Origin of the sequence: Falsiroseomonas oleicola (genome assembly GCF_019029495.1) — a bacterium.
GTDB lineage: Bacteria > Pseudomonadota > Alphaproteobacteria > Acetobacterales > Acetobacteraceae > Falsiroseomonas > Falsiroseomonas oleicola.
The window spans coordinates 669,613-689,972 of record NZ_JAERQM010000002.1; the positions used below are offsets into that span (position 1 = coordinate 669,613).

The window sequence follows — 20,360 nt, forward strand, 5'->3', positions numbered from 1 at the left end:
GTGCCACGGGGCGAGATGCGCCCCTCGGTATCCTCCTCTCCCGGTTCCCCAGACTTCGACCCGCCCGGCCCCCCGCCGGGCGGGTTCTTTTTTGGGCGCATGGGTGAGGCTCAACCCCCGAGCTGAAGGAAGCGCGCATGGGTGGCCTGTTCAAGGCGCCGCAGCCGGTCGTCTCCGCCGAGGACACCAACCTCGCCACCCAGTCGGCCGCGGCAAAGACCGCCGCCACCGAGGCCAGCGCGGAGGATGCCGCGCAGCAGGCCCGCCAGCGGGCGCTGGAACGCGCCCGGCGGGGCCTGGCCGGCACCATCGCCACCTCCGCCCGCGGGGTTCTGGACCCGGCGCCGGCCTTCGCCGCGCGCAAGAACCTGCTGGGGGAGTGAGGCGATGTTGACCCCCGAACAGATCCTCGCCCGCCATGCCCGCGCCGCGCAGCGCCGCCGGCCGCTGGAGGGCGGCTGGCAGGATTGCTACGACCACGCTTTGCCGGGCGCCCAGGCCGCGCCGCTGTTCGATGCGACGGCGGCGGATGCGGCGGAACAGCTCGCCGCCTCGCTGCTCGCCGAGTTGGCGCCGCCCTGGTCGCGCTGGTTCAACCTGGCCCCGGCCCGCCACTTGGAGACCGGCCCCGAAGCCCAGGCCGTGGCGCAGCGGATGGAGATGGCGGCGGCGACGCTGCAGGGCCATCTCGACCGCTCCAATTTCGGGCTGGAGTTGCACCAGGCCTTTCTCGAACTGGTGGTCACCGGCACCGCCGTGCTGCTGGTGGAGGAAGCGCCACCGGGCGAGGTCTCCGCCCTGCGCTTCACCGCGGTGCCGCTGCGCGAGACGGTGCTGGAGGAAGGACCTTCCGGCCGGCTGGAGACCGTGTTCCGCGCGCTGCGGCTGACGCCGGCCGAAATCCTGGCCCGCTGGCCGGCGGCGCGGATCGCCCTGCCGAAGCCCCAGGGGGAGGAGGCCGCGCCGCTTCGCCTGGTGGAAGCCGTCTGGCCGGACGCCCTTGCCGGCCATCGCTACGCCGTGGTGCTGGATGGCGGGGAGGGCGCGCCGGAACTCCTCGCCGAGGGGCAGTTCCGCGAAAATCCGTTCATCGCCTTCCGCTGGCTGAAGGGGCCGGGCGAGACCTATGGCCGTGGGCCCGTCGCCAAGGCCCTGCCGGATATCCGCACCGCCAACAAGGTGGTGGAGCTGATCCTGAAGAACGCCTCCATCGCCGCCACCGGCATCTGGCAGGCGGAGGATGACGGCGTGCTGAACCCCGCCACGGTGCGGCTGGTGCCCGGCGCCATCATCCCGAAGGCGCAGGGCTCGGCGGGGCTGACGCCGCTGGCCGCGCCGGGCAATTTCGATGTCTCGCAGATCATCCTGCAGGATCTGCGGGCGCGCATACGGGGCGCCCTGCTCGCCGATCGCATCGCCGCCTCCGACAAGGCGGGGATGACGGCGACCGAGGTGACGGAACGCAGCGCCATCTCGGTCCGCCTGCTCGGCGCCATCTATGGCCGGTTGCAGGCGGAACTGCTCGGCCCGCTGGTGGCGCGCTGCCTGTCGCTGCTGCGGCGGCGGGGGGAGGTGCCGCCGTTGCTGCTGGACGGGCAGGAGGCGCGGCTGGTCTACGCCTCCCCGCTCGCCCGGGTGCAGGCGCGGGCCGATGCCGCCGACACGCTGCTGTTCCTGCAGGCCGCCGCCGGGCTGGGGGCGGAGGCGCAGGCGGTGCTCGACGCGCCGGCCGCCGCTCGCTGGCTGGCCCGCACCCTCGGCGCGCCGGCGGAGATCATCCGCCCGGCCGCGACCATCAACCCCATCCAGGAGTGAGCCCCGGCATGTCCGACAATCTTCTCGACGCCGCGACCGAGACCGCCAGCACGCGGCCCGCCGAGGTGCCCGAAAAATTCTGGGACGAGGCGAAGGGCGCGCTGCGCGTCGATGCCCTGCTGAAATCCTACATCGAGCTGGAACGCCGCCTGTCCCAGCGCTTCGCGCCGCCTGCCGAGGACGCGCCGGAGGAGGACCGGCTGCGCTGGCGCCGTGCCCTCGGCATTCCGGACAGCCCCGATGGCTATGAGGTGACGCCGCCGAACGAGCTGCTGACCCCGGACAATGCGGTGAACCAGCGGCTGCACGAGGCCGGCTTCAATGCGCGCCAGGTGCAGCTTGTCTATGACCTGGCCGCCGAGCGCCTGTTGCCGCTGATCGCCGAGGCGGCGGCGGAATTCGAGGCCGGGCGGCAGGTGGAAAAGCTGCGTGCGCATTTCGGCGGCGAGGACCGCTTCCGCCGCATCGCTGTTCAGCTTTCCGCCTGGGGCCGCGCGCATCTGCCGGAGGCGGTGTTCACCGCCCTGTCCTCCACCGCCGATGGCGTCGTCGCCCTGCACCGGATGATGGAGGGCAAGGAGCCCAGCCTGTCCCGCGATGCCCAGGCCGAGGCCGGACCCGATGAGGCGGAGCTGCGGAAGATGATGCGCGACCCGCGCTACTGGCGGACGCGGGAGCCTGATTTCGTCCAGCGCGTGACGGAAGGCTTTCGCCGGCTGGTCCGCGCCTAGCGTCGCCTCCCTCCGATTTCGCCCGCAACCAACCCGCCTGGCTGCCGCGCCGGGCGGGCCTGCGGGCGCGCGTTCCGTCGCCGGCCCGCGAGGGACAACCGGCGGCGCGGCCGCTTCATCTCCCCTATTCCATGAGGAATCCGCATGTCCGTCTCCACCCAGATCGATGCCGTCTTCGCCCGCCAGTTCCAGGCGGAGGTGCATGAGGCCTATCAGCGCCAGGGCAGCAAGCTGCGCCCCACCGTGCGTTCCAAGACCGGCGTGACCGGCACCAGCACCTTCTTCCCCAAGGTCGGCAAGGGCGTCGCCGCCGCCAAGACGCGGCATGGCTCCGTGCCGGTGATGAATCTGGAACACGCCCAGGTCGAATGCATCCTGCAGGACTATTATGCCGGCGACTGGATCGACCGGCTGGACGAGCTGAAGACCAATATCGATGAGCGCGGCGTCGTCGCCAATGCCGGCGCCTATGCGCTGGGCCGCAAGACCGACGAGCTCATCATCGCCGCCCTGGACACCGCGACGCAGGAGGCCGTGGGCACCTCCACCGGCACCACGGACGCCGATGGCCTGACGAAGGAGAAGGTGTTGCTGGCCTTCGAGATGATGGGCGCGGCGGAAGTGCCGGATGATGGCGGGCGCTTCGCCGTGGTCGGCTGGAAGCAGTGGTCGCAGTTGCTGCAGATCGAGGAATTCGCCTCCTCGGAATATGTCGGTGACGACGCGCTGCCGTGGAAGGGCAGCCAGGCGAAGCGCTGGCTCGGCGCGCTGTGGATGCCGCATTCCGGCCTGACCAGGTCCGGCGCGCTGCGTCACTGCTACTTCTACCACCGCACCGCCATCGGCCATGCCAGCGCCGCCGAGGTGGAGACCGACATCACCTGGCACGGCGACCGCGCCGCGCACTTTGTCGCGAACATGATGAGCCAGGGTGCCGTTCTGGTCGACGCCTTCGGCGTCGTGCGCATGCGCGCGGCGGAATAGCAAAAAGCCCTCTCCCCCCAAGGGGGGGGAGAGGGTTGGGTGAGGGGGGCTTCCCATCCTCACCAGTCCTCCTGATTCCAGATCGGATGCCCCAAAATGTCCCTGACCGCTGTCGCGCTCTGCTCGCGCGCCTTGCTGCGCCTTGGTGCGCAGCCCGTCGCCTCGCTCGATGAGGGCACCGCGGAAGCGGAGGTGGCCGCCAATCTCTACGCGCCGACGCGCGACACGCTGCTCTCGGCGCATCCCTGGTCCTTCGCCACCGCGCAGACCGGCCTGCCGCGCCTGGCCGCGGTGCCGCCGGCCGACATGGCGCATGCCTTCCAGCTTCCCGCCGGATTCCTGCGCGCGCTGTCGGCCGGCAGCGGTGGGCGCGGCCGTGGCATGCCCTATCGCCTGCATGAGGACCGGCTGCATGCGGATGCCACCAGCGTGACGCTGACCTACATTTTTCGGCCCGACGAAAGCGCTTTTCCGCCCTTCTTTGCCCAGGCACTGGTGGCCCGGCTGGCCGCGGAATTCTGTCTGCCGCTGACCGAGAGCGCATCCCGCGCCGAGATGCTGTTCCGCCTGGCGGAGGGGGAGCTGCGCAGCGCGCGGCTGATCGACAGCCAGCAGGACACGCCGCGCGCCATCGAGCACTTCCCGCTGGTCGATGTCAGGGGGCGCGCATGACGGCCGCCACGCGCCGCATCAAGGCCTCCTTCACCGCGGGCGAATTGGCGCCGGAGCTGTATGGCCGCGCCGATCTGCGCGCCTTCGCCAATGGCGCAAGGCGGTTGCGCAATGTGGTGATCCAGCCGACCGGCGGCGTCGCGCGCCGCCCCGGCCTGCGCCATGTGGCGATGCTGCCCGGCGCGGCGCGGCTGGTGCCCTTCGAGTTCAACACGGAGCAGACCTATCTGCTGGTGCTGAGCGAGGGCCGCCTGCAGGTCTTCCTGGAGGATGCCGAGGTGGCCAGCCTGCCCGCGCCCTGGTCCACCACCATGCTGCCGCAGCTCGCCTTCACGCAGAGCGCCGACACGCTGCTGTTGTTCCATCCGGAGATGCCGCCGCAGCGCCTGACGCGCACCAGCCATATCGCCTGGACCATCACACCCTTCGTCTTCACCGAAGTGCCCTATCTCAACTTCACCCGTGACGTCGCCATGGCGGCCTCCGCCACCAGCGGCACCGTGGCGCTGACCTGTTCCGCGCCGGTCTTTTCCAGCGGCCACGTCACCTCCCGCTTCCTGCTGAAGGGCAAGCGCGTGGTGATCCTTTCCGTCGAGGGGCCGCAGAATGCGACGGCGCTGGTGGAGGATGTGCTGGAGGATGTGCTGGCGACGCAGGACTGGCAGGAAACCGCCTTCAGCGGCGTGCGCGGCTGGCCGGTCTGCGCCTGCTTCCATCAGGACCGGCTGGTGCTCGGCGGGTCACGCGATGCGCCAAACCGGCTGTGGCTGTCGCGCACCGGCGATCTCGGCAATTTCGACAGCGGCACCGGGCTGGATGACGAGGCGATCGCCTTCTCGCTGGTCTCCGACCAGGTGAATGCGATCCGCGCCGTCTTCTCCGGCCGGCATCTTCAGGTCTTCACCTCCGGCGCCGAATGGATGGTCTCGGGCGATCCGCTGACGCCCTCCTCCATCCAGCTCAACCGGCAGACCCGCGTCGGCACGCTGGTGGACCGGCAGGTGCCGCCGGTGGATGTCGATGGCGCCACGGTCTTCGTCGCGCGGTCAGGTCGCGGCGTGCATGAATTCGCCTATACCGATGTGGCCGACGCCTATCAGGCGAACGACCTGGCGCTGGTGGCGCGGCATCTGGTGCAGGCGCCGGTCTCCATGGCCTATGACCAGGCGGAACGGCTGCTGCATGTGGCGATGGCCGATGGCGCCCTGGCGACGCTGACGCTGTACCGCGCCGAGCAGGTCATCGCCTGGACGCGGCAGGAGACCGAGGGCGCCTTCCGTGCGGTCGCCGAGACCGAGGGCCGCGTCTATGCGCTGGTCGAGCGCTTCGGCACGCATCGGCTGGAACGCTTCGACGCGGCGATCGGCTTCGATGCGGCGCTGACGGGCAGCGATACGACGCCGCGCGACGACTGGTCGGGGCTCACGCATCTCGAAGGGCAGTCGGTCGGCGTGCTGGCCGATGGCGCGCCGCAGGCGGTGGCGACGGTGCTGGGCGGGGTCATCCGCGTCGACAACCCCGCCACCGCCGTGCAGGTCGGCCTGCCCTTCCGGCACATGATCGAACCGCTTCCGGCCGAACTGGGCGGTGCCAGCGGCGCCGGTGCCGCGCCGCTGCGTCTGGTCTCCGTCACCTTCCGCCTGCTGGCGACCCCTGCGCTGGAGGTGGATCTGGGGCGCGGCGCGCAGAACGTGCCCTTCCGCCGGTTGGACACGCCGCTGCTGGATGCGCCGCCGGCGCCCTTCACCGGCGATGTCGCGCTGCGTGCGCTGGGCTGGCGGCGCGATGCGATGGCGCCGCTCTGGCGCATCGAAGGGGCCACGCCGCTGCCGCTCGCGCTGCTCTCCGTCACCATGGATCTGAGGATCACCACCTGATGGCCCAACTCGCCCCCATCGCCACGGCCCTGACCGCGGGCGTGTCGGTCTTCAACAGCGTGCAGCAGGGCCAGGCGCAATCCGCCAATGCCAAGGCGCAGGCCAATGCCGCGCGGGTGCAGGAGGCGGCGCGGGTGGAACAGACGGCGCTGCAACAGGCGGCGGAGGCCCGCGCGCGGGAATCGCGGCTGGCCGGCACGCTCGCCTCCACCCGCGCGCGCCTGGCCGCCAGCGGCATCTCGCCGGATGAGGGCTCCGCCGCTGCGCTGACCACGGGCATGGAGCGGGAGGCCGCGGCGGCACAATCCGACAGCGATCAGATCTTCGCCAGCCGCCTCGCCGCCGGCCGCCGCAGCCTGCTGAACAATGATGGTTCGCTGACCAGCTACCTGCGCGCCGGCACCAGCTTCGGCACCTCGCTGCGCAACCTGCTCGATTGAGCCGCAACCCCTGAACGGAGGCCCTGATGGCCGAGCATATCCGCATCGGCGATGTCGCGCCGCGCGTCCAGTATCTGGGCGATGGCCTGCGCACCGCCTTCACCTATCCCTTCCCGATCTTCCTGGCCTCGGAATTGGAGCTGCGCCTGGATGGCGTGCCGCTCAGCGGCGGCTATAGCGTCGCCGGCGCCGGCAGCAGCGAGGGCGGCCTCGTCACCCTGGCGGCGGCGCCGGCCGAGGGCAGCACCGTCACGCTGCGCCGTCGCATTCGCGTGGAGCGCAGCACCGATTTCCAGGACAACGGCGTGCTGCGGGCGCGCACGCTGAATGACGAGCTGGACCGCATCGTCGCCGCCCTGCAGGAACAGCGGGAGGAATTGTCGGGCGCGCTGCGCCAGGACCCGGCCGAGGTCGGCGGCGCCTTCACCCTGCCGCTGCGCACAGCCCGCGCCAATCGCGTGCTGGGCTTCGACGGCGGCGGCGACCTGGTGGTGCTGCCGCGCGAATCCGGACTGATCGGCGCGCCCTTTCCCGGCGCCGTGCCCTACACGGTGGAGGACAAGCTCGCCGAGCAGCTCAGCGCGCGCGATTTCGGCGCGACCGGCGATGGCGTGACGGAGGATGGGCCGGCGCTTCAGGCGGCAATGAATGCGGCCGGCGTCTCCGGCAAGGCGCTGCTGATCGGGGAGGGGTCCTTCCGCAGCAGCCAGCCCCTGACCCTGCCGGGCGCTTCCGCCGGCCTCATCATGCGCGGCAGCATCATCTATGCGGGGCCGGCCGGCCAGCCGGCGCTGACCATCGGCGATGGCGGCAGCGCGCGCAATGCCAGCAAGCTGCACAGCGGCCTGACGGTGCTGCGCGCCAACCAGTCGGATTGGGAGAATGAAGGCGACATCGGCATCCTGCTGCGCAACCACGATGCCTCCATCATTGAGGTGCGGCGTGTCGAGGGTTTTTCGATCGGCATCCGCACGCTGGGCGATGGGCGGGGCTTCGAGGACAGCACGCTGGTGCTGGGCCGTATCGTCAACAACCGCATCGGCCTGGATGTGCACACGGCGACGGCGGCGGCCTGGAACACCTCCATCCGCTACCATGGCGGCCACTTCGCCGTCGGCTCCACCACGCATGTGGACAAGGACCGCTTCGGCGTGCGGTTTTCCGCCGCGCCGGGCGCCTATGTCGCGCATAACCGGCATGTCTTCGACGCGCCGAATTTCGAGCTGAATGCGGAAGGCCGGCCGATCGCCGGCATTCCCTTCCTCTGCGAGGTCAGCAGCCGCGCCGTCATCGCCCGTGACATGCGCATGGAAGGCTGCACCGGCTTCGTCGCCCGCCATACCGGCCCGGCGCAGGACCATGTCTACGAAGTGGCCTGGGCCAGCCAGGGCTACATGGTGGAGATCGAGCATGCCAGCGCCTCCACCCGCCTCGGCGGCGTGGTGCGCGCGCTGCACCAGGCGGCGGCGCATCGCGAAGCCACGCGGGAAGTGGCGAGCGTGCCCTCGCTGCGCGCTGCCGCCATCCGCTGGAATGCGACGGAGATCGGCTTCGAGAAATTGGCCTGTCTTTCCTCCAATGTCTCCGGCAGTCCGGCCGTGCTGCATGACTTCGTCTTCCCGGGCCTGGATGCCTTCGAGCTGACCAATCGCGGCGTGATGCTGACGGGTGGGCGCGCTTTGGGCTTCATCGTCGATGCGCGGCAATGCCGTGACTTCGCGCTCAGCGTCGATGCCGATGCGCCGCGCCTGGTGGTGATGTGCTTCGATGGCGCGAACAACCTGCTGACCGACAGTCTCGGCCCGCTGGTGCTGGCCTCCGGCCAGTCCGTCGTCTGGAACCCGACGGCGCGCTGGTGGCAGGGCGCTGCGGACATGACAGATGAAGGGTTGTCGCGATTGCAGGCGCTGCGGCTGTCGCCGGCCGTCGCCACGGCGGTGATCGGCGTGGCACGCATCTCGACGGATTACGAGTTGCGCGCGCTGCGGCTGAACTGCGATCCGCGCCACGCGCCGGCGCTGATGTACGGCCTGCCCGACCTGCCGATCGGCAAGCGTGACCTGGTGGCGGAACTGGCCTGGGACCCGCCCTCCATCGCCGCCGGCGGCAGCACCCAGGTGAATGTGCCGCTGCCCGGCGCCCGGCCCGGGGATTTCGTGCAGGCGGCCTATTCGCTCTCCACCTCCGGTGCCGTCTTCCTGTCGCAGATCGGCGCGCAGGATGTGGTGACGGTCACCGTCTGGAATCGCAGCGGCGCGGCGCTGGATCTCAGTGCCGGCACGGTGCGCGTGCGCGTGGTGAAGGCATGAAGCGACCGGCTCGGGGCAAGGCGCCCCAGGGCTCGCCTTTGCCGAGGGAGACGCTGGAGGCGGCGATGCAGCGCGTCGCGGTGGACTATGCCGAATTCGTCGCCTCCTGGCCGCGTGGGGAGGCGCCGCCGGACCCAAAAGCCTTCGCCGCGCACCAGGCCGCCGCGCGCTCGGCGCTGGCGCATATGGCGGAGCTGGCGGCGATGACGGCGGGCGAGGTCCACAGACCCGGCGATGCGCCGCCGGATGCGGAACAGATCCTGGCGGCGATGCGGGCGCAGATGGCGAAGGAAGGTGATGGATGACGGAACGGCCCGCCGATCTGCTGGAATTCGCCTGGATCTGGAATCGCCTTGCCGGCCTCGGCACGCCCGATGTGCATCGCCGCATGCTCGGCTGGCTGATGGAGCGCGGCGAGGCGGGCGATCTCCGCCTGCTGCTGATGGCCTTTCGCGGCTGCGGCAAATCGACGCTGGTGGGCCTCTACTGCGCCTGGCAGCTTTATCGCGCGCCGGAGACGCGCATCCTGGTGGTCGCCGCCGACCATGCGCTGGCGACGCGCATGGTCGCCGCGGTGCGGCGCATTCTCGGCCGCCATCCGCTGTGTGGCACGCTGCTGCCGGATCATGGCGAAGGCTCCTGGGCGTCGGACCGCTTCACGGTGGCGCGGGAGGCGGTGCTGCGCGATGCCTCGATGCTGGCCGCCGGAATCGGCGGCAATATCACCGGCGCGCGCGCCGACCTCATCATCTGCGACGATGTCGAGGTGGCCGGCAATTGCGGATCGCCGGGCCAGCGCGCGGAGTTGCGGGAACGGCTGACGGAGACGGAATTCGTACTGGTGCCCGGCGGCCGCATGATCTTCGTCGGCACGCCGCATTGCGCCGACAGCCTCTATGCGGAGGGGGAGGAGGCCTTCCTCGCCGGCTATCGCCGCCTGGTGCTGCCGCTGGTCGATGCCTCGGGCGCCAGCGCCTGGCCGCAACGATTCACGGAAGCCGGCATCGCCGCGCTGCGCCAGCGCGTCGGGCCGCTCGCCTTCCGTCGGCAGATGCTGCTGGAGGCGGTGGCGGAGGAGGCGGCGCGGCTCGATCCCGCGCTGATCATCCGCTACGCGGAGGATACCGACTACCGCGAGGCGAATGGGCGCGGCGTGCTGACGCTGATGGGCCAGCAGATGGTCTCGGGCGGCGGCTGGTGGGATCCGGCCTTCGGGCGGCCGGGCCTCGGCGATGCCAGCGTGCTGGCCTGCACCTATGCCGATGGCGAGGGCCGCCACTACCTGCATCGCCTGGCCTATCTGCTGCACGATCCGGAAGCGGAGGACGATGCCGCCACCCAGCAATGCCGCGCCGTGGCGGAGATCGCGCGCGCCCTGCTGCTGCCGGTGATGCGGGTGGAGGGCAATGGCATCGGCAAGTTCCTGCCCGGCCTGCTCAAGCGCGAATTCCGCCGCATCGGCTACAATTGCACGGTGGTGGAGGCGGTCAGCCGCCGTGCCAAGGCGGAGCGCATTCTGGCGGCGCTGGACCCGGTTCTCGCCGCACGCCGGCTTTGGGCGCGGGAGGATGTGTTCCGCACCCGCTTCGCCCAGGAAATGGCGGAATGGCGCCCCGATACGCCGGGCCAGCATGACGACGCGCTGGATGCGGTGGCGGGCTGCCTGCTCGCCGAGCCGGTGCGCCTGCCCTTCGCGCCGCCGGCGCGGCCGACAACGCTGCCCTGGCGCGGTGGCTAGGCGCTTTTCTTGATGGGCGCGATTTCCGTCGCATGGCGGTCCTGCCCGGCCGCCGTGATCTCGAAGCGCCCATCCGGGCGCTGCCGTGCCAGGCCCATCCCCTCCAGCCGTTTCAGGCAGGGGCCATCCTTCAGCCCATCCGGCCGGCCGGGCCGTCCCACCAGCGTCAGCCGGTGCAGGGCGGATCGGCAGCAGGTCTCGAGATAGGGCTGGTTCCACATCGTTCGGTGACGGTCGCTCCGGTTCGCCCCCCAGGGTGGGCCTGTCATCGCTTCCCTTCAAGGAGTCCCCCGATGATACCCGAATTTCCCCCGCAGCTTCTGGCAGCCCTGGCCGATGCGCCGCTGGCCGCGCTGATGCTGTGGGTGATGTACATCCTGCGGCGCGAGCTTCAGGCGCGCCCCGAGGCACCAGCCGCTCCGCCCGCATCCCGTCCCGGCCCGTCCCGCGACGAGCTGGTGGATTTCAAGCTGGAGGTGGCGCGCACCTATGTACCGCTGTCGCTGATCCGCGACCTCGATTCGCGCCTGTCGCTGCAGTTGCTGCGGATCGAGGAGAAGCTGGACGAGGTGAGCCGCGCCGCCACCACGGCCAGCGCCATCGCCGGCCAGAACATGCCCGCTCGGAAGATGGGCTTTGCCGCCCGCGCCGAGTCGGAGGAAGGCCAATGAGCGCACCCCTGTCCCGCCGCCCGGCCAGCCTGGCCGCGGCCGTGCTGGAGCTGACCCTGTGGGGGGAGGCCGGTCATCTGACGGTGCGGGCGGTGGAAGGGGTGGCGGCGGTGGTGATGAACCGCCAGCGCCTGGCCAGCCTTCCGGAAGGGCCGCGCCATCTGGGCCTGGACGTGCCCGGAATCTGCCGCGCACCCTTCCAGTTCGGCTGCTGGCACCCCCGGCATCCGCGCTACGCCCGGCTGCGCGACCCGGCGCTGCTGGAGGAGCCCGGCTTCGCCATCTGCCGGCGCATCGCCGCCCGCGCGCTGGCCGGCGCCCTGCCGGATGCGACCCAGGGCGCGACCCACTACCATGCGGCGGACCGGCTGCCGCGCTGGGCGATCGGCTTGGTGCCGGCGGCGGAGCGCGGCGGGCTTGTCTTCTACCGCCTGCTCGGCTGAGCACGAGAGGATAGGGGCGCTGCCGCCCTATCTGTGTGATTTCGTAATGTTGACGACCGTGGTGCTTTGCGCGATAGCGGGAGCCAGTGGTGATTGCGCAGCGGTTCGCAACCCTGCTGCAATACCTGCGTTTGGTCGGGAGATGGCAAGAGTGGCTTCACGCGGCGTTAAGGAGAACCCAGGGAGTGTCGTTCGTATGATGACGCACGCTCGCAAAGCGGTCTCTTTCGTGTTGCTTCTCAAGTCTGCCGCTGGATGCAGTATAGCCGCGCTGGCGCTTTTCGGCGTATCGCTGCCCTATCTCGGTGTTGAACCGACCCTCGCCAAAGAGGGTGCGGCAGCTGGCCTAGGCGCTCTTGTTGGAGCCCTTCTCGCGCTGCGAGGGTAATTGTTCACCTACCCGGTCGACGAAGCAGGCTTCTACAGATGGGTGCTGATCATCATGGTCGGCTACCTTTTGACGGCGCTCCTGTTGCGAGCGTGCCGCACAGGGAAGATCGTACCAAATAATAAGGTTTTGCTGACGCAGATATTTGATGGCGCCACAATGTCCGGGTCAGCGACCCTTTTATGGGGCATCATTGATCCGCTTGTTCTTAGACTTCTTGGCAGCACGACTTTTTTTCTTCTTGTTGCCGGTGTGGCTGGCGTGGCCTACTCTATTTTTGCTCTATGGCCGGAAAAATTACCCGATTAGTATTTTCGCTAACTGTGTTGGGTCAGGGCACCTGATGGAAGACCGCATCTACACCATGGTCCGCGACGCCGATTGGCGCGCGGCGGAACAGGCCGGCGCCTATGCCGGCAGCGCCGATGATGCGCGGGACGGATTCCTGCATTTCTCCACCGCCGCGCAGTTGCGGGCCAGTGCGGCGAAACACCGCGTCGGTGAGGCTGACCTCTGGCTGATCGAGGTGGATGCCCGGCGCCTCGGCGATGCCCTGCGCTGGGAACCGGCGGCGGGTGGCCGCCGGCCTGGCTTGTTCCCGCATCTCTACGCGCCGCTGGGGATGGACGCGGTGCTGTCCGCCACGCGCCTGCCGCTCAGCCCCGAAGGGACGCATATCTTCCCGGCAGGAATCCCCTGAGTCAGCGGGGTGGGGCGCAGCGGGCGACCATCGGGCGGCAGGCGTCGCCCGGAAGCAGCCGCGAGGTGCAATCCTGCATGGCGACGCGGCGCGCGGCGGCCTGTGTATTGCCCTCGCCCGCGCCATAATGCAGCACGGCGAAAGTGGCGGGGTCCCGGGTGATGACCAGGCCACGCGCCCGGATGCTGCGGGCGACGGCCACGCAGCGCTGCTGCGTCTCGATCAGCAGGCTGCAGGGGCGGCCGCCGTTGCGGCGATAGCAACTCGTCTCCGCCGCCCGATGCGCCACGCCACGCGGGGCGGGGTGGGAAATGGCGATGCCGGACTGGGGCAGGGCCCCCGTATAGATCACCAGGCTGGGCCTCTGGCGGACCACGGAGGTGCTGCGGGATGCGATGCCCAGGCCCGATGCGGCCGCGGCGCCGCCGCGGCGCTGGCGCGCGACATGCGCCTCGCCGGCGGTGCAGCGCACCAGGCAGACCTGCATGTTCCGGGGGGTGGACCGGGCCAGGGGCTGGGACAGACATTGCTGCTGGCACGAGCGACTGGCGGTGCGCGTCTGCGCTGCCGCCTCCATCGTCGGGCCGCACAGTCCCAGCAGAAGACCGGCAAGCCCCATCCATCGCGCTGCGCGACCTCGATCAGCCATCAACGGCCTCCTTTGTCTGGTTGCCTTGCGACAACGGTCACCAGCGCACGAATTGTCGGGGCTGCCGGTCGGTAGATGACACTGAAAAAGCGTCAAGCTGAAGCCGTGGTTGCGGCGCTGCGAAGGCAAACGTCAGACGCGCGCCCTGCAAAATCCTTGGCGATCCAGCACTTTGTATAATGATCCAAAACACCTCGCATGGCCAGGTATTTCGCCGCGCGGCGGAACAATTGTCAGAGTCATGGCCGCGTCATGACCTTGCGCAGTTCTGCTCTGCGCAGCATCGTGCCGTGGTGGCGGATTCAAGGCGGGGCATATGGCAGGCTATGTGCAGACGGTGCTGGGTCCGGTAGCCCCGGACAGCCTCGGCCCCACCCTGATGCATGAGCATGTGCTGTGCGACATCACGCCGCGCAGCCTGCGCGAGGCCATCGCCGCGCGGCCGGAGCTGGTCCAGCCCATCACGCTGCAAAGCCGCTACGACATCGACTACGGCCGCCATCCGCATGCCGGCAAGACCGTGATGCTGGACCGCGAGCTGGCGGTGGCGGAACTCGCGATGTTCCGGGCCGAGGGCGGCGCCAGCATGGTGGAAATGACCATCGGCGGCCTGGCGCCCGACCCCGAAGGCCTGGTCGAGGTGTCGCGCCGCACGGGCGTCACCCTGGTGATGGGCTGTGGCCAATATGTCGAGGATTTCCAGGACCCCGCCAACCACGCCCGCAGTGTCGAGGATTTCGCCGCAGAGATGCTCGGCGCGCTGCGCCAGGGCGCCTGGGGCACGGATATCCGCGCCGGGCTGATCGGGGAGATCGGCTGCTCCGCCCCCTGGACCGCGCTGGAACGCCGGGTGATGGCCGGCGCCGTGCTGGCGCAGCAGGAGACCGGCGCGGCGCTGACCATCCACCCCGGCGTGCATCCCGACCAACCGGCCGAGATCATCGCCTTCCTGCGCGCCCATGGCGGCGACATCCCGCGCACCATCATCGACCATGTCGACCGCACCATCTTCGACGACGACCGGCTGTTCGCCCTGGCCGATACCGGCTGCGTGCTGGAATTCGACCTGTTCGGCTATGAACACGCCTACTGGTCCTTCGCGCCGATCAACATGCCGAATGACGGCACGCGCATCGACATGATCCGCCGGCTGCTGGACCGCGGCCATGGCGATCAGGTCGTCATCAGCCAGGACATCTGCCGCCTGACCCGCCTGCGCAGCCATGGCGGCCACGGCTACGGCCATATCTTCCGCAACATCGTGCCCTTCATGCGGGAGCGCGGATTTTCCCAGGCCGAGTTGGACGCGATGCTGGTGCACACACCGCGCCGGCTGCTGACCCTGCCCGGCTGATCAGCGCTGCAACTGCGCGATCAGCGCCGTGTTGTGCCGCGCGACCAGGCCGGGGATCAGGAAGGCGTCGACCAGCCACCAGATGCCGATGGCCAGGAATCCCAGGAAACCCACCGCCACGAAGGCGAGCGGGAAGGACAGCAGGAAGATCACCAGCATGGCGATGCCGGAGCCGGTCTGGCCCAGATAGAAGCGGTGCGCGCCAAAAGCGCCGAGGAAGAACCACAGCAGATAGGCCAGCAGCGCATTCTTCTTCGCTGCGTCGTACTGCATCATCACGACGGCGTCGCGGGACGGGCCGGAAGGCGGCAGGTTGCTGGACATCATGGGGCACTCCGAAACGGAGTGCCCTGCATCGGCCGGCCGCCCCGTTGCGTCAAGCGATCAACCGGTGATGCCGATCTGCCAGGGCGCGAATTCGTGTTTGCCGAGTCCGAGCAGTTCGCTTTTGGTGGGTTCGCCGGAGGCCGTGCGCAGCAGCAGGTCGAGGATGCGTTCGCCCATTTCGGCGAGGCTGGCGGTGCCGTCGAGGATTTCGCCGCAGTTGATGTCCATGTCTTCTTCCAGGCGGCGGAACATGGGTGTGTTGGTGGCGAGTTTCACGCTGGGCACGGGTTTGGCGCCGTACATGGATCCGCGGCCGGTGGTGAAGGCGATCATGTTGGCGCCGCCCGCGACCTGGCCGGTGGCGGAGACGGGGTCGAAGCCGGGCGTGTCCATGAAGACGAAGCCTTTGGTCGTGATGGGCTGTGCGTAGTGGAACACGTCCATCAGCGGGCCGGTGCCGCCTTTCATGGAGGAGCCGAGGGATTTCTCCAGGATATTGGCGAGGCCGCCGGCCTGGTTGCCGGGGCTGACCACGCCGTTGATCTGGGTGTCGCGGCCGGGGGTGTAGACGTCCTTCCACCAGCGGATGCGCTCGATCAGTTTTTCGCCGACTTCCCGGCTGACGGCGCGGCGCGTCAGCGTGTGTTCAACGCCGTAGATTTCCGGGGTTTCGGAGAGGATGGCGGTGCCGCCGTGGCGGACAAGAAGGTCCATGGCCGCGCCGAGGGCGGGGTTGGCGGTAATCGACGAAAAACCATCGGAGCCGCCGCATTGCAGGCCGACGGAGAGGTGGGCGGCGGAGACGGTTGTACGAGATGCCTTGTTGGCCTCAGCCATCATCTCGCGCACCGCCGCAACGCCGGCCTCGATGCTCTTCCGAGTCCCGCCGACCTCCTGCATCACGAGGGATCGCAGCATCGGGCCGGGGGTGAGGCCCTGTTCCGCCAGCAGCCCCGCGATCTGGTTGCGCTCGCAGCCGAGGCCGATGACGACGACGCCGGAGACGTTCGGGTGGCGCATATAGCCGCCCAGCGTCCGGCGCAGCAGCTGCATCGGCTCGCCCGACAATTCCATGCCGCAGCCGGTGGAATGGGTGAAGGCGGCGACGCCATCCACATTCGGCCATTCCGCCATGCGATCCGCCGTGAACCAGTCCGCCACGGCGTGGGACACGGTGGCGGAACAGTTCACGGAGGAGACGACAGCGATGAAGTTGCGCGTGCCGACGCGGCCATCGGCGCGGAGGTAGCCTTCGAAGGTCTTGCGCTGATCCTCGGGGATCATCTCCACGGGCCGGTAGTCGCGGCCGATCGCGTAGTCGCGGTCGAATTCGCGAAAATCGATGTTGTGGGCGTGCACCATGGTGCCGGCGGGAATGTCCTCCGCCGCGAAGCCGATGGTGACCTGGTATTTCAGCACCGGGTCGCCCTTGCGGAGTTGCGTGGTGGCGATCTTGTAGCCGGCCGGCACCTTGTTGCGCGCCAGCATGTTCTCGCCGGGGATGGAGGTGCCGGGCTCGATATCGATACGGGCGACGACGACGTTGTCGTCGGGGTGCAGGCGGATCACCGGACCGTTCAGGCGTTTGGCTTTGAGGTCGATCATTGGGTGCGTCTCCTGTTGCCCCCAATCCACCATGTTCCGGCGCCCGTGTCAGCCTCCGCCGGCCCGCGGCGAGGCTAGCTCAGCATCTGGCCGCCATCGACGATGATGGTCTGGCCGGTGACCCAGCGCGCGGCGGGGCTGGCGAGGAACAGCACCACCTCGGCGATTTCCTCCGGCGTGCCGAGCCGGCCGAAGGGGATCGCGGCGAGCACGCGGTTGTACAGATCCGGCGCGCTGCTGCGCCGCTCTTCCCAGGACCCGCCCGGGAATTCGATGGAGCCCGGCGCCACCGCGTTCACCCGCACCCCCTCCGGCCCGAAGGCGGCGGCCTGGCTGGATGTGTAGTTCACCAGCAGCGCCTTCACCGCCGCATAGGCCGGCGTGCGCAGCGAGGGCCGGTAGCCGGAGATGGAGGAGACGTTGATGATGGAGCCGCGCGCTGCCTTCAGGAAGGGCGCGGCCGCGCGGCTGGCGCGCACGGTCGCCATCACATCCACGTTCAGCCCGCGCGCCCAGTCCTCCTCCGTATCCTTGGCGCCGAAGCCGCTGGCATTGTTCACCAGCACATCCACCCCACCCAGCACCGCCGCCGCCTGTTCCACCCAACCCGTCACCTGGCCCGCCACGCCGAGATCGGCGGAGACGGCATGGGCGGTGACGCCGAGCGCCGCGATTTCGGCGCGCGTTGCCTCCAGCGCCGCGGGATCGCGCGCGCAGATGGAGACGTTGGCGCCGGCCTGGGCGAAGCCAAGTGCGATGGACCGCCCAATGCCACGGCTGCCGCCCGCCACCAGCACATGCTTGCCCGCGAAATTCGTCATGGCCGTCACCCTCGCTCATTTTCGGATCGCAGCAGAAGCCCTTCGCCCCCGGCTTGGCAAGTCGCGCCGTCCGGGGCAGTGATGCGGCGGGGTGGGAGTATCCAAGTCATGCCGAACACGGCAAGCCAGACAGTGGCGCAGGCGCTGCTGGAGGACCTCGCGGGGCGCGGCACCAGGCGCATCTGGGGCGTGCCGGGCGGTGGTTCCTCGCTCGATGTCATCGCCGCCGCGCCCCGCTTCGGGGTGGACTTCATCCTGGCCCGGCAGGAAGCCAATGCGGCGATGATGGCGCTGGCAGATGCCGAGCTGACGGGCGCGCCGGGCGTGGTGATGACCACCAAGGGGCCGGGCGTGTCCAATGCCGCCAACGGCCTCGCCTGCGCCACGCTGGAACGCGCGCCGCTGCTGCTGCTCTCGGATGGTTTTTCCAGCCAGCAATTGGGCTGGGTGACACATCAGGTCTTCGACCAGCAGGGTGCTACGGCGGCGATCGGCAAGGGCTATGCGCGGGCGGAGGGCGATGCGCCGCGGGACGAGATCGCCGGGCTCCTGGACCTCGCGCAGCAGGCGCCGCGCGGCGCCGTGCATCTCGACCTCACGGTCCAGGCGGCGCGGCGCGCGGCGCCGCCGGCCGGGCCGCGCCGGGCAGCGCCGGCCATGGCCGCGCCCATCGGCGATGCGGCGGCGTTGCTGGCGCAGGCCAGGCGGCCGGTGATCCTGGCGGGCGTCGAGGCCGCCGAGCCAGGCGCCAGCATGGCGCTGCGCGCGCTGGCCGAAGCGCTGGGCTGCCCGGTGCTGGTCACCTACAAGGCCAAGGGCGTGCTGCCGGATGCGCATCCGCTCTATGCGGGCCTGTTCACCGGCGGCGCGCTGGAGGCGCCCTGCGTCGGCGCGGCGGACCTCATCATCCAGGCCGGCCTCGATCCGGTGGAGCTGATTCCGCAGAGCTGGCGCTACAAGGCGCCGATCCTCGATATCGCGCTGCGGCCGCATCCGGTGCGCTATGCCGATCCCACCGCCGCGCTGCATGGCGATATCGCCGCGAGCCTGGAGGTGATGCGTTCGGTGGCGCAGCCCTCCGCCTGGACCGATTCCGAAATCGCCGGCCATCGCGACACCGCGCTGGCGGCGCTGGACTGGCAGGGGCAGGGGGGTGTCTCGCCGCCGGATATCGTGCGCATCGCCCAGCAGGAAGCCCGCGCCGTCAGCCGCGCGCCGCGCGCCACGGTGGATGCGGGCGCGCATATGTTCTCCGCCACCGCCTTCTGGCAGGCGGAGCAGCCGCGCGACCTGCTGATCTCGAACGGCCTCGCCTCCATGGGCTTTGCATTGCCGGCCGGCATTGCTGCGGCACTGCATGATCCGGCGCGCGGCGCGGTGGCCTTCACCGGCGATGGCGGGCTGATGATGTGCGTCGGCGAACTGGCGACGGCGCGGCAGATGGGCGCAAGGCTGGTCACCATCGTCTTCAACGACAGCGCCCTGTCGCTGATCGACATCAAGCAGCAGCAGCGGCAACTCACCCCGGCCGGCGTCGCATTCGCGCCCACGGATTTCGCCAGGGTCGCCGAGGGCTTTGGCGTGCCCGGTTTCCGGGCCGACACGCCCGAAACCTACCGCACCGCGCTGCGCGCGGCCTTCGCGGTGGAAGGTCCGAGCCTGGTCGACGTGCAGGTCAACCCGGCGGGCTACCCCGCGCAGCTGCAGGCGCTACGCGGCTGAGGACGGCGCGGGTTCATACCAACGGCCCTTTCGCGTGACCGCTCCGGGCCGCCCTCAGGCGCCGGGCGCCGCCTCCGGCGGCTTGGCTTCGCCGCATAAGCGGCGGCGCCCATTCGGGCGCTCGGACCGGTCAAGAGACCGGTCCGCTTATATCAGACGCGCGTGCGCCATTCCGGATGGGCGTCGGTGGTGCCGCGCACCACTGCCTCATAGGCCGCCTGCAACTGCCGGGTCACGGGTCCGGGCGTGCCGTCGCCGACAGGCAGGCGGTCGACGCTGGTCACCGCCACCAGCTCCTGCCCCGTGCCGCAGAGGAACACCTCCTCCGCCACATACAGCTCCGTCCGATCGACATCGCGCTGTTCGACGGCAAGCCCGGCCTCGGCGGCCAGCACCAGCACCGTCTCCCGCGTCACGCTTTCCAGGATGTCGCTGCCTTTGCCCGGCGTCACCAGCACGCCATCGCGCAGCAGGAACAGGCAGGCCGCCGCGGCCTCCGAGACCTTGCCGCGCGCCGTCAGCAGCAGGGCGCTGTCATAGCCATCCGTCCGCGCCTGGAGATTCGCCAGGCGCGAGGCGTGATAATTGGCGGTGGCCTTCACCCGCGGCGGCATGGCGTTGTCCGAGATGCGGGTCCAGGAGGAGACGGTGGCGGCCAGGCCCGTGGCGAATTTGGCCGAACGTTCCCGCGGCAGCGCCGCCGCGATCCAGCCGACCGGCCCGGTGCTGGCCAGCGTGCCGATGCCCTCGATCTGCGCCTGCACCCGCAGATAGGCATCCTCATCCGGCGCGTTCAGCCGCAGCACTTCCAGCACCGCGGCGCGCAGCACCTCCGTGCTCGGCGGCGAGTCGAAACGCATGACCTTCATGCCCTGCTGCAGCCGCGCGAGATGCTCCTCCAGCCGGAACACGCTGAGGCTGCCATCGCTGGGGTTCATATAGGCGCGCAGACCCTCGAACACCGCCACGCCATAGGCGACGCCGACCGCCAGCGGGTGCAGCCGCGCCTCGGCGAAGGGGATCGCCTGGCCGTTGTGGATGATGGTGTGGGCCTGCCACATGCCGCATGTTCCTGTATCGCGATGCGCCAAGTCTGCGCGGCCGAGTCGGGCGC

The 20,360-nt window shown here is 69.9% G+C and carries 22 protein-coding genes; 16 read left to right on the top strand and 6 right to left on the bottom strand.

The genetic code is table 11. From position 1 onward, the window contains the following. Window positions 1–137: 137 nt before the first annotated feature. From JJQ90_RS10000 to terL, 10 genes are all read left to right on the top strand, one after another. Window positions 138–383, top strand: coding sequence for a hypothetical protein (locus JJQ90_RS10000; RefSeq protein ID WP_216874851.1), 246 nt, complete (start codon window positions 138–140; stop codon window positions 381–383). 4 nt (window positions 384–387) lie between these two features. Continuing rightward, entirely contained in the window at window positions 388–1,815 is a 1,428-nt protein-coding gene (locus tag JJQ90_RS10005; RefSeq protein ID WP_216874853.1) for a portal protein, read from the top strand. Window positions 1,816–1,823: 8 nt separating this feature from the next. After that, window positions 1,824–2,546, top strand: a complete 723-nt coding sequence (locus tag JJQ90_RS10010; RefSeq protein WP_216874855.1) for a capsid assembly protein — start codon at window positions 1,824–1,826, stop codon at window positions 2,544–2,546. A 144-nt stretch (window positions 2,547–2,690) separates the two neighbouring features. Next, the gene (locus tag JJQ90_RS10015) at window positions 2,691–3,530 is read left to right on the top strand and encodes a phage capsid protein (protein ID WP_216874857.1); all 840 of its coding nucleotides are present in this window, start codon (window positions 2,691–2,693) and stop codon (window positions 3,528–3,530) included. 96 nt (window positions 3,531–3,626) lie between these two features. Then, complete coding sequence (locus tag JJQ90_RS10020) at window positions 3,627–4,202, top strand: hypothetical protein (protein WP_216874859.1); 576 nt, start codon at window positions 3,627–3,629, stop codon at window positions 4,200–4,202. Beyond that, complete coding sequence (locus tag JJQ90_RS10025) at window positions 4,199–6,079, top strand: hypothetical protein (protein ID WP_216874861.1); 1,881 nt, start codon at window positions 4,199–4,201, stop codon at window positions 6,077–6,079. Before JJQ90_RS10020 ends, JJQ90_RS10025 begins: the two co-directional genes overlap by 4 nt. Next, window positions 6,079–6,519 (top strand): hypothetical protein, encoded by a 441-nt coding sequence (locus JJQ90_RS10030; RefSeq protein ID WP_216874863.1) that lies wholly within the window; start codon window positions 6,079–6,081, stop codon window positions 6,517–6,519. The genes JJQ90_RS10025 and JJQ90_RS10030 overlap by 1 nt, the downstream gene beginning before the upstream one ends. Before the next feature lie 26 nt (window positions 6,520–6,545). Then, window positions 6,546–8,828, top strand: a complete 2,283-nt coding sequence (locus tag JJQ90_RS10035; RefSeq protein ID WP_216874865.1) for a hydrolase — start codon at window positions 6,546–6,548, stop codon at window positions 8,826–8,828. Continuing rightward, window positions 8,825–9,133, top strand: coding sequence for a hypothetical protein (locus JJQ90_RS10040; RefSeq protein WP_216874867.1), 309 nt, complete (start codon window positions 8,825–8,827; stop codon window positions 9,131–9,133). The genes JJQ90_RS10035 and JJQ90_RS10040 overlap by 4 nt, the downstream gene beginning before the upstream one ends. Then, window positions 9,130–10,566, top strand: a complete 1,437-nt coding sequence (gene terL / locus JJQ90_RS10045; protein WP_216874869.1) for a phage terminase large subunit — start codon at window positions 9,130–9,132, stop codon at window positions 10,564–10,566. The genes JJQ90_RS10040 and terL overlap by 4 nt, the downstream gene beginning before the upstream one ends. Here terL and JJQ90_RS10050 read toward each other — a convergent pair. After that, window positions 10,563–10,787: a hypothetical protein gene (locus JJQ90_RS10050; RefSeq protein WP_216875248.1), complete on the bottom strand. Its 225-nt coding sequence runs from the start codon at window positions 10,785–10,787 to the stop codon at window positions 10,563–10,565. The genes terL and JJQ90_RS10050 overlap by 4 nt on opposite strands. A 72-nt stretch (window positions 10,788–10,859) precedes the next feature. Here JJQ90_RS10050 and JJQ90_RS10055 point away from each other — a divergent pair, with 72 nt between their 5' ends. The 4 genes from JJQ90_RS10055 to JJQ90_RS10070 all read left to right on the top strand — a co-directional run bounded on the left by JJQ90_RS10055 (window position 10,860) and on the right by JJQ90_RS10070 (window position 12,768). After that, on the top strand, window positions 10,860–11,237 hold the full coding sequence (locus tag JJQ90_RS10055; protein ID WP_216874871.1) for a hypothetical protein: 378 nt from the start codon (window positions 10,860–10,862) through the stop codon (window positions 11,235–11,237). Then, window positions 11,234–11,680 (top strand): cell wall hydrolase, encoded by a 447-nt coding sequence (locus tag JJQ90_RS10060; RefSeq protein ID WP_216874873.1) that lies wholly within the window; start codon window positions 11,234–11,236, stop codon window positions 11,678–11,680. Before JJQ90_RS10055 ends, JJQ90_RS10060 begins: the two co-directional genes overlap by 4 nt. A gap of 388 nt (window positions 11,681–12,068) precedes the next feature. After that, on the top strand, window positions 12,069–12,377 hold the full coding sequence (locus JJQ90_RS10065; RefSeq protein ID WP_216874875.1) for a hypothetical protein: 309 nt from the start codon (window positions 12,069–12,071) through the stop codon (window positions 12,375–12,377). Window positions 12,378–12,411: 34 nt separating this feature from the next. Next, complete coding sequence (locus JJQ90_RS10070) at window positions 12,412–12,768, top strand: DUF952 domain-containing protein (RefSeq protein ID WP_216874877.1); 357 nt, start codon at window positions 12,412–12,414, stop codon at window positions 12,766–12,768. Between the two features lies 1 nt (window position 12,769). Here the strand turns inward: JJQ90_RS10070 and JJQ90_RS10075 are convergent, their stop codons facing one another. After that, window positions 12,770–13,417 carry a DUF4189 domain-containing protein gene (locus JJQ90_RS10075; protein WP_216874879.1) on the bottom strand — a complete coding sequence of 216 codons (648 nt, stop codon included), beginning with the start codon at window positions 13,415–13,417 and terminating at the stop codon, window positions 12,770–12,772. Between the two features lie 316 nt (window positions 13,418–13,733). Between JJQ90_RS10075 and JJQ90_RS10080 the strand changes: the two genes are divergently transcribed. After that, window positions 13,734–14,771 (top strand): phosphotriesterase family protein, encoded by a 1,038-nt coding sequence (locus JJQ90_RS10080; protein WP_216874881.1) that lies wholly within the window; start codon window positions 13,734–13,736, stop codon window positions 14,769–14,771. Here JJQ90_RS10080 and JJQ90_RS10085 read toward each other — a convergent pair whose 3' ends face one another. The 3 genes from JJQ90_RS10085 to JJQ90_RS10095 all read right to left on the bottom strand — a co-directional run bounded on the left by JJQ90_RS10085 (window position 14,772) and on the right by JJQ90_RS10095 (window position 17,524). After that, on the bottom strand, window positions 14,772–15,098 hold the full coding sequence (locus JJQ90_RS10085; RefSeq protein WP_216874883.1) for a TM2 domain-containing protein: 327 nt from the start codon (window positions 15,096–15,098) through the stop codon (window positions 14,772–14,774). A gap of 57 nt (window positions 15,099–15,155) precedes the next feature. Further along, a complete protein-coding gene (locus tag JJQ90_RS10090) occupies window positions 15,156–16,703 on the bottom strand; it encodes a UxaA family hydrolase (protein WP_216874885.1) in 1,548 nt (515 codons plus the stop codon). 74 nt (window positions 16,704–16,777) lie between these two features. Further along, window positions 16,778–17,524, bottom strand: coding sequence for an SDR family NAD(P)-dependent oxidoreductase (locus JJQ90_RS10095; protein WP_216874887.1), 747 nt, complete (start codon window positions 17,522–17,524; stop codon window positions 16,778–16,780). A gap of 108 nt (window positions 17,525–17,632) precedes the next feature. Between JJQ90_RS10095 and JJQ90_RS10100 the strand changes: the two genes are divergently transcribed. Then, complete coding sequence (locus JJQ90_RS10100) at window positions 17,633–19,246, top strand: thiamine pyrophosphate-binding protein (RefSeq protein ID WP_216874889.1); 1,614 nt, start codon at window positions 17,633–17,635, stop codon at window positions 19,244–19,246. A gap of 152 nt (window positions 19,247–19,398) precedes the next feature. Here JJQ90_RS10100 and JJQ90_RS10105 read toward each other — a convergent pair whose 3' ends face one another. Continuing rightward, window positions 19,399–20,307: an aminotransferase class IV gene (locus JJQ90_RS10105; RefSeq protein ID WP_216874891.1), complete on the bottom strand. Its 909-nt coding sequence runs from the start codon at window positions 20,305–20,307 to the stop codon at window positions 19,399–19,401. Window positions 20,308–20,360 lie beyond the last annotated feature (53 nt).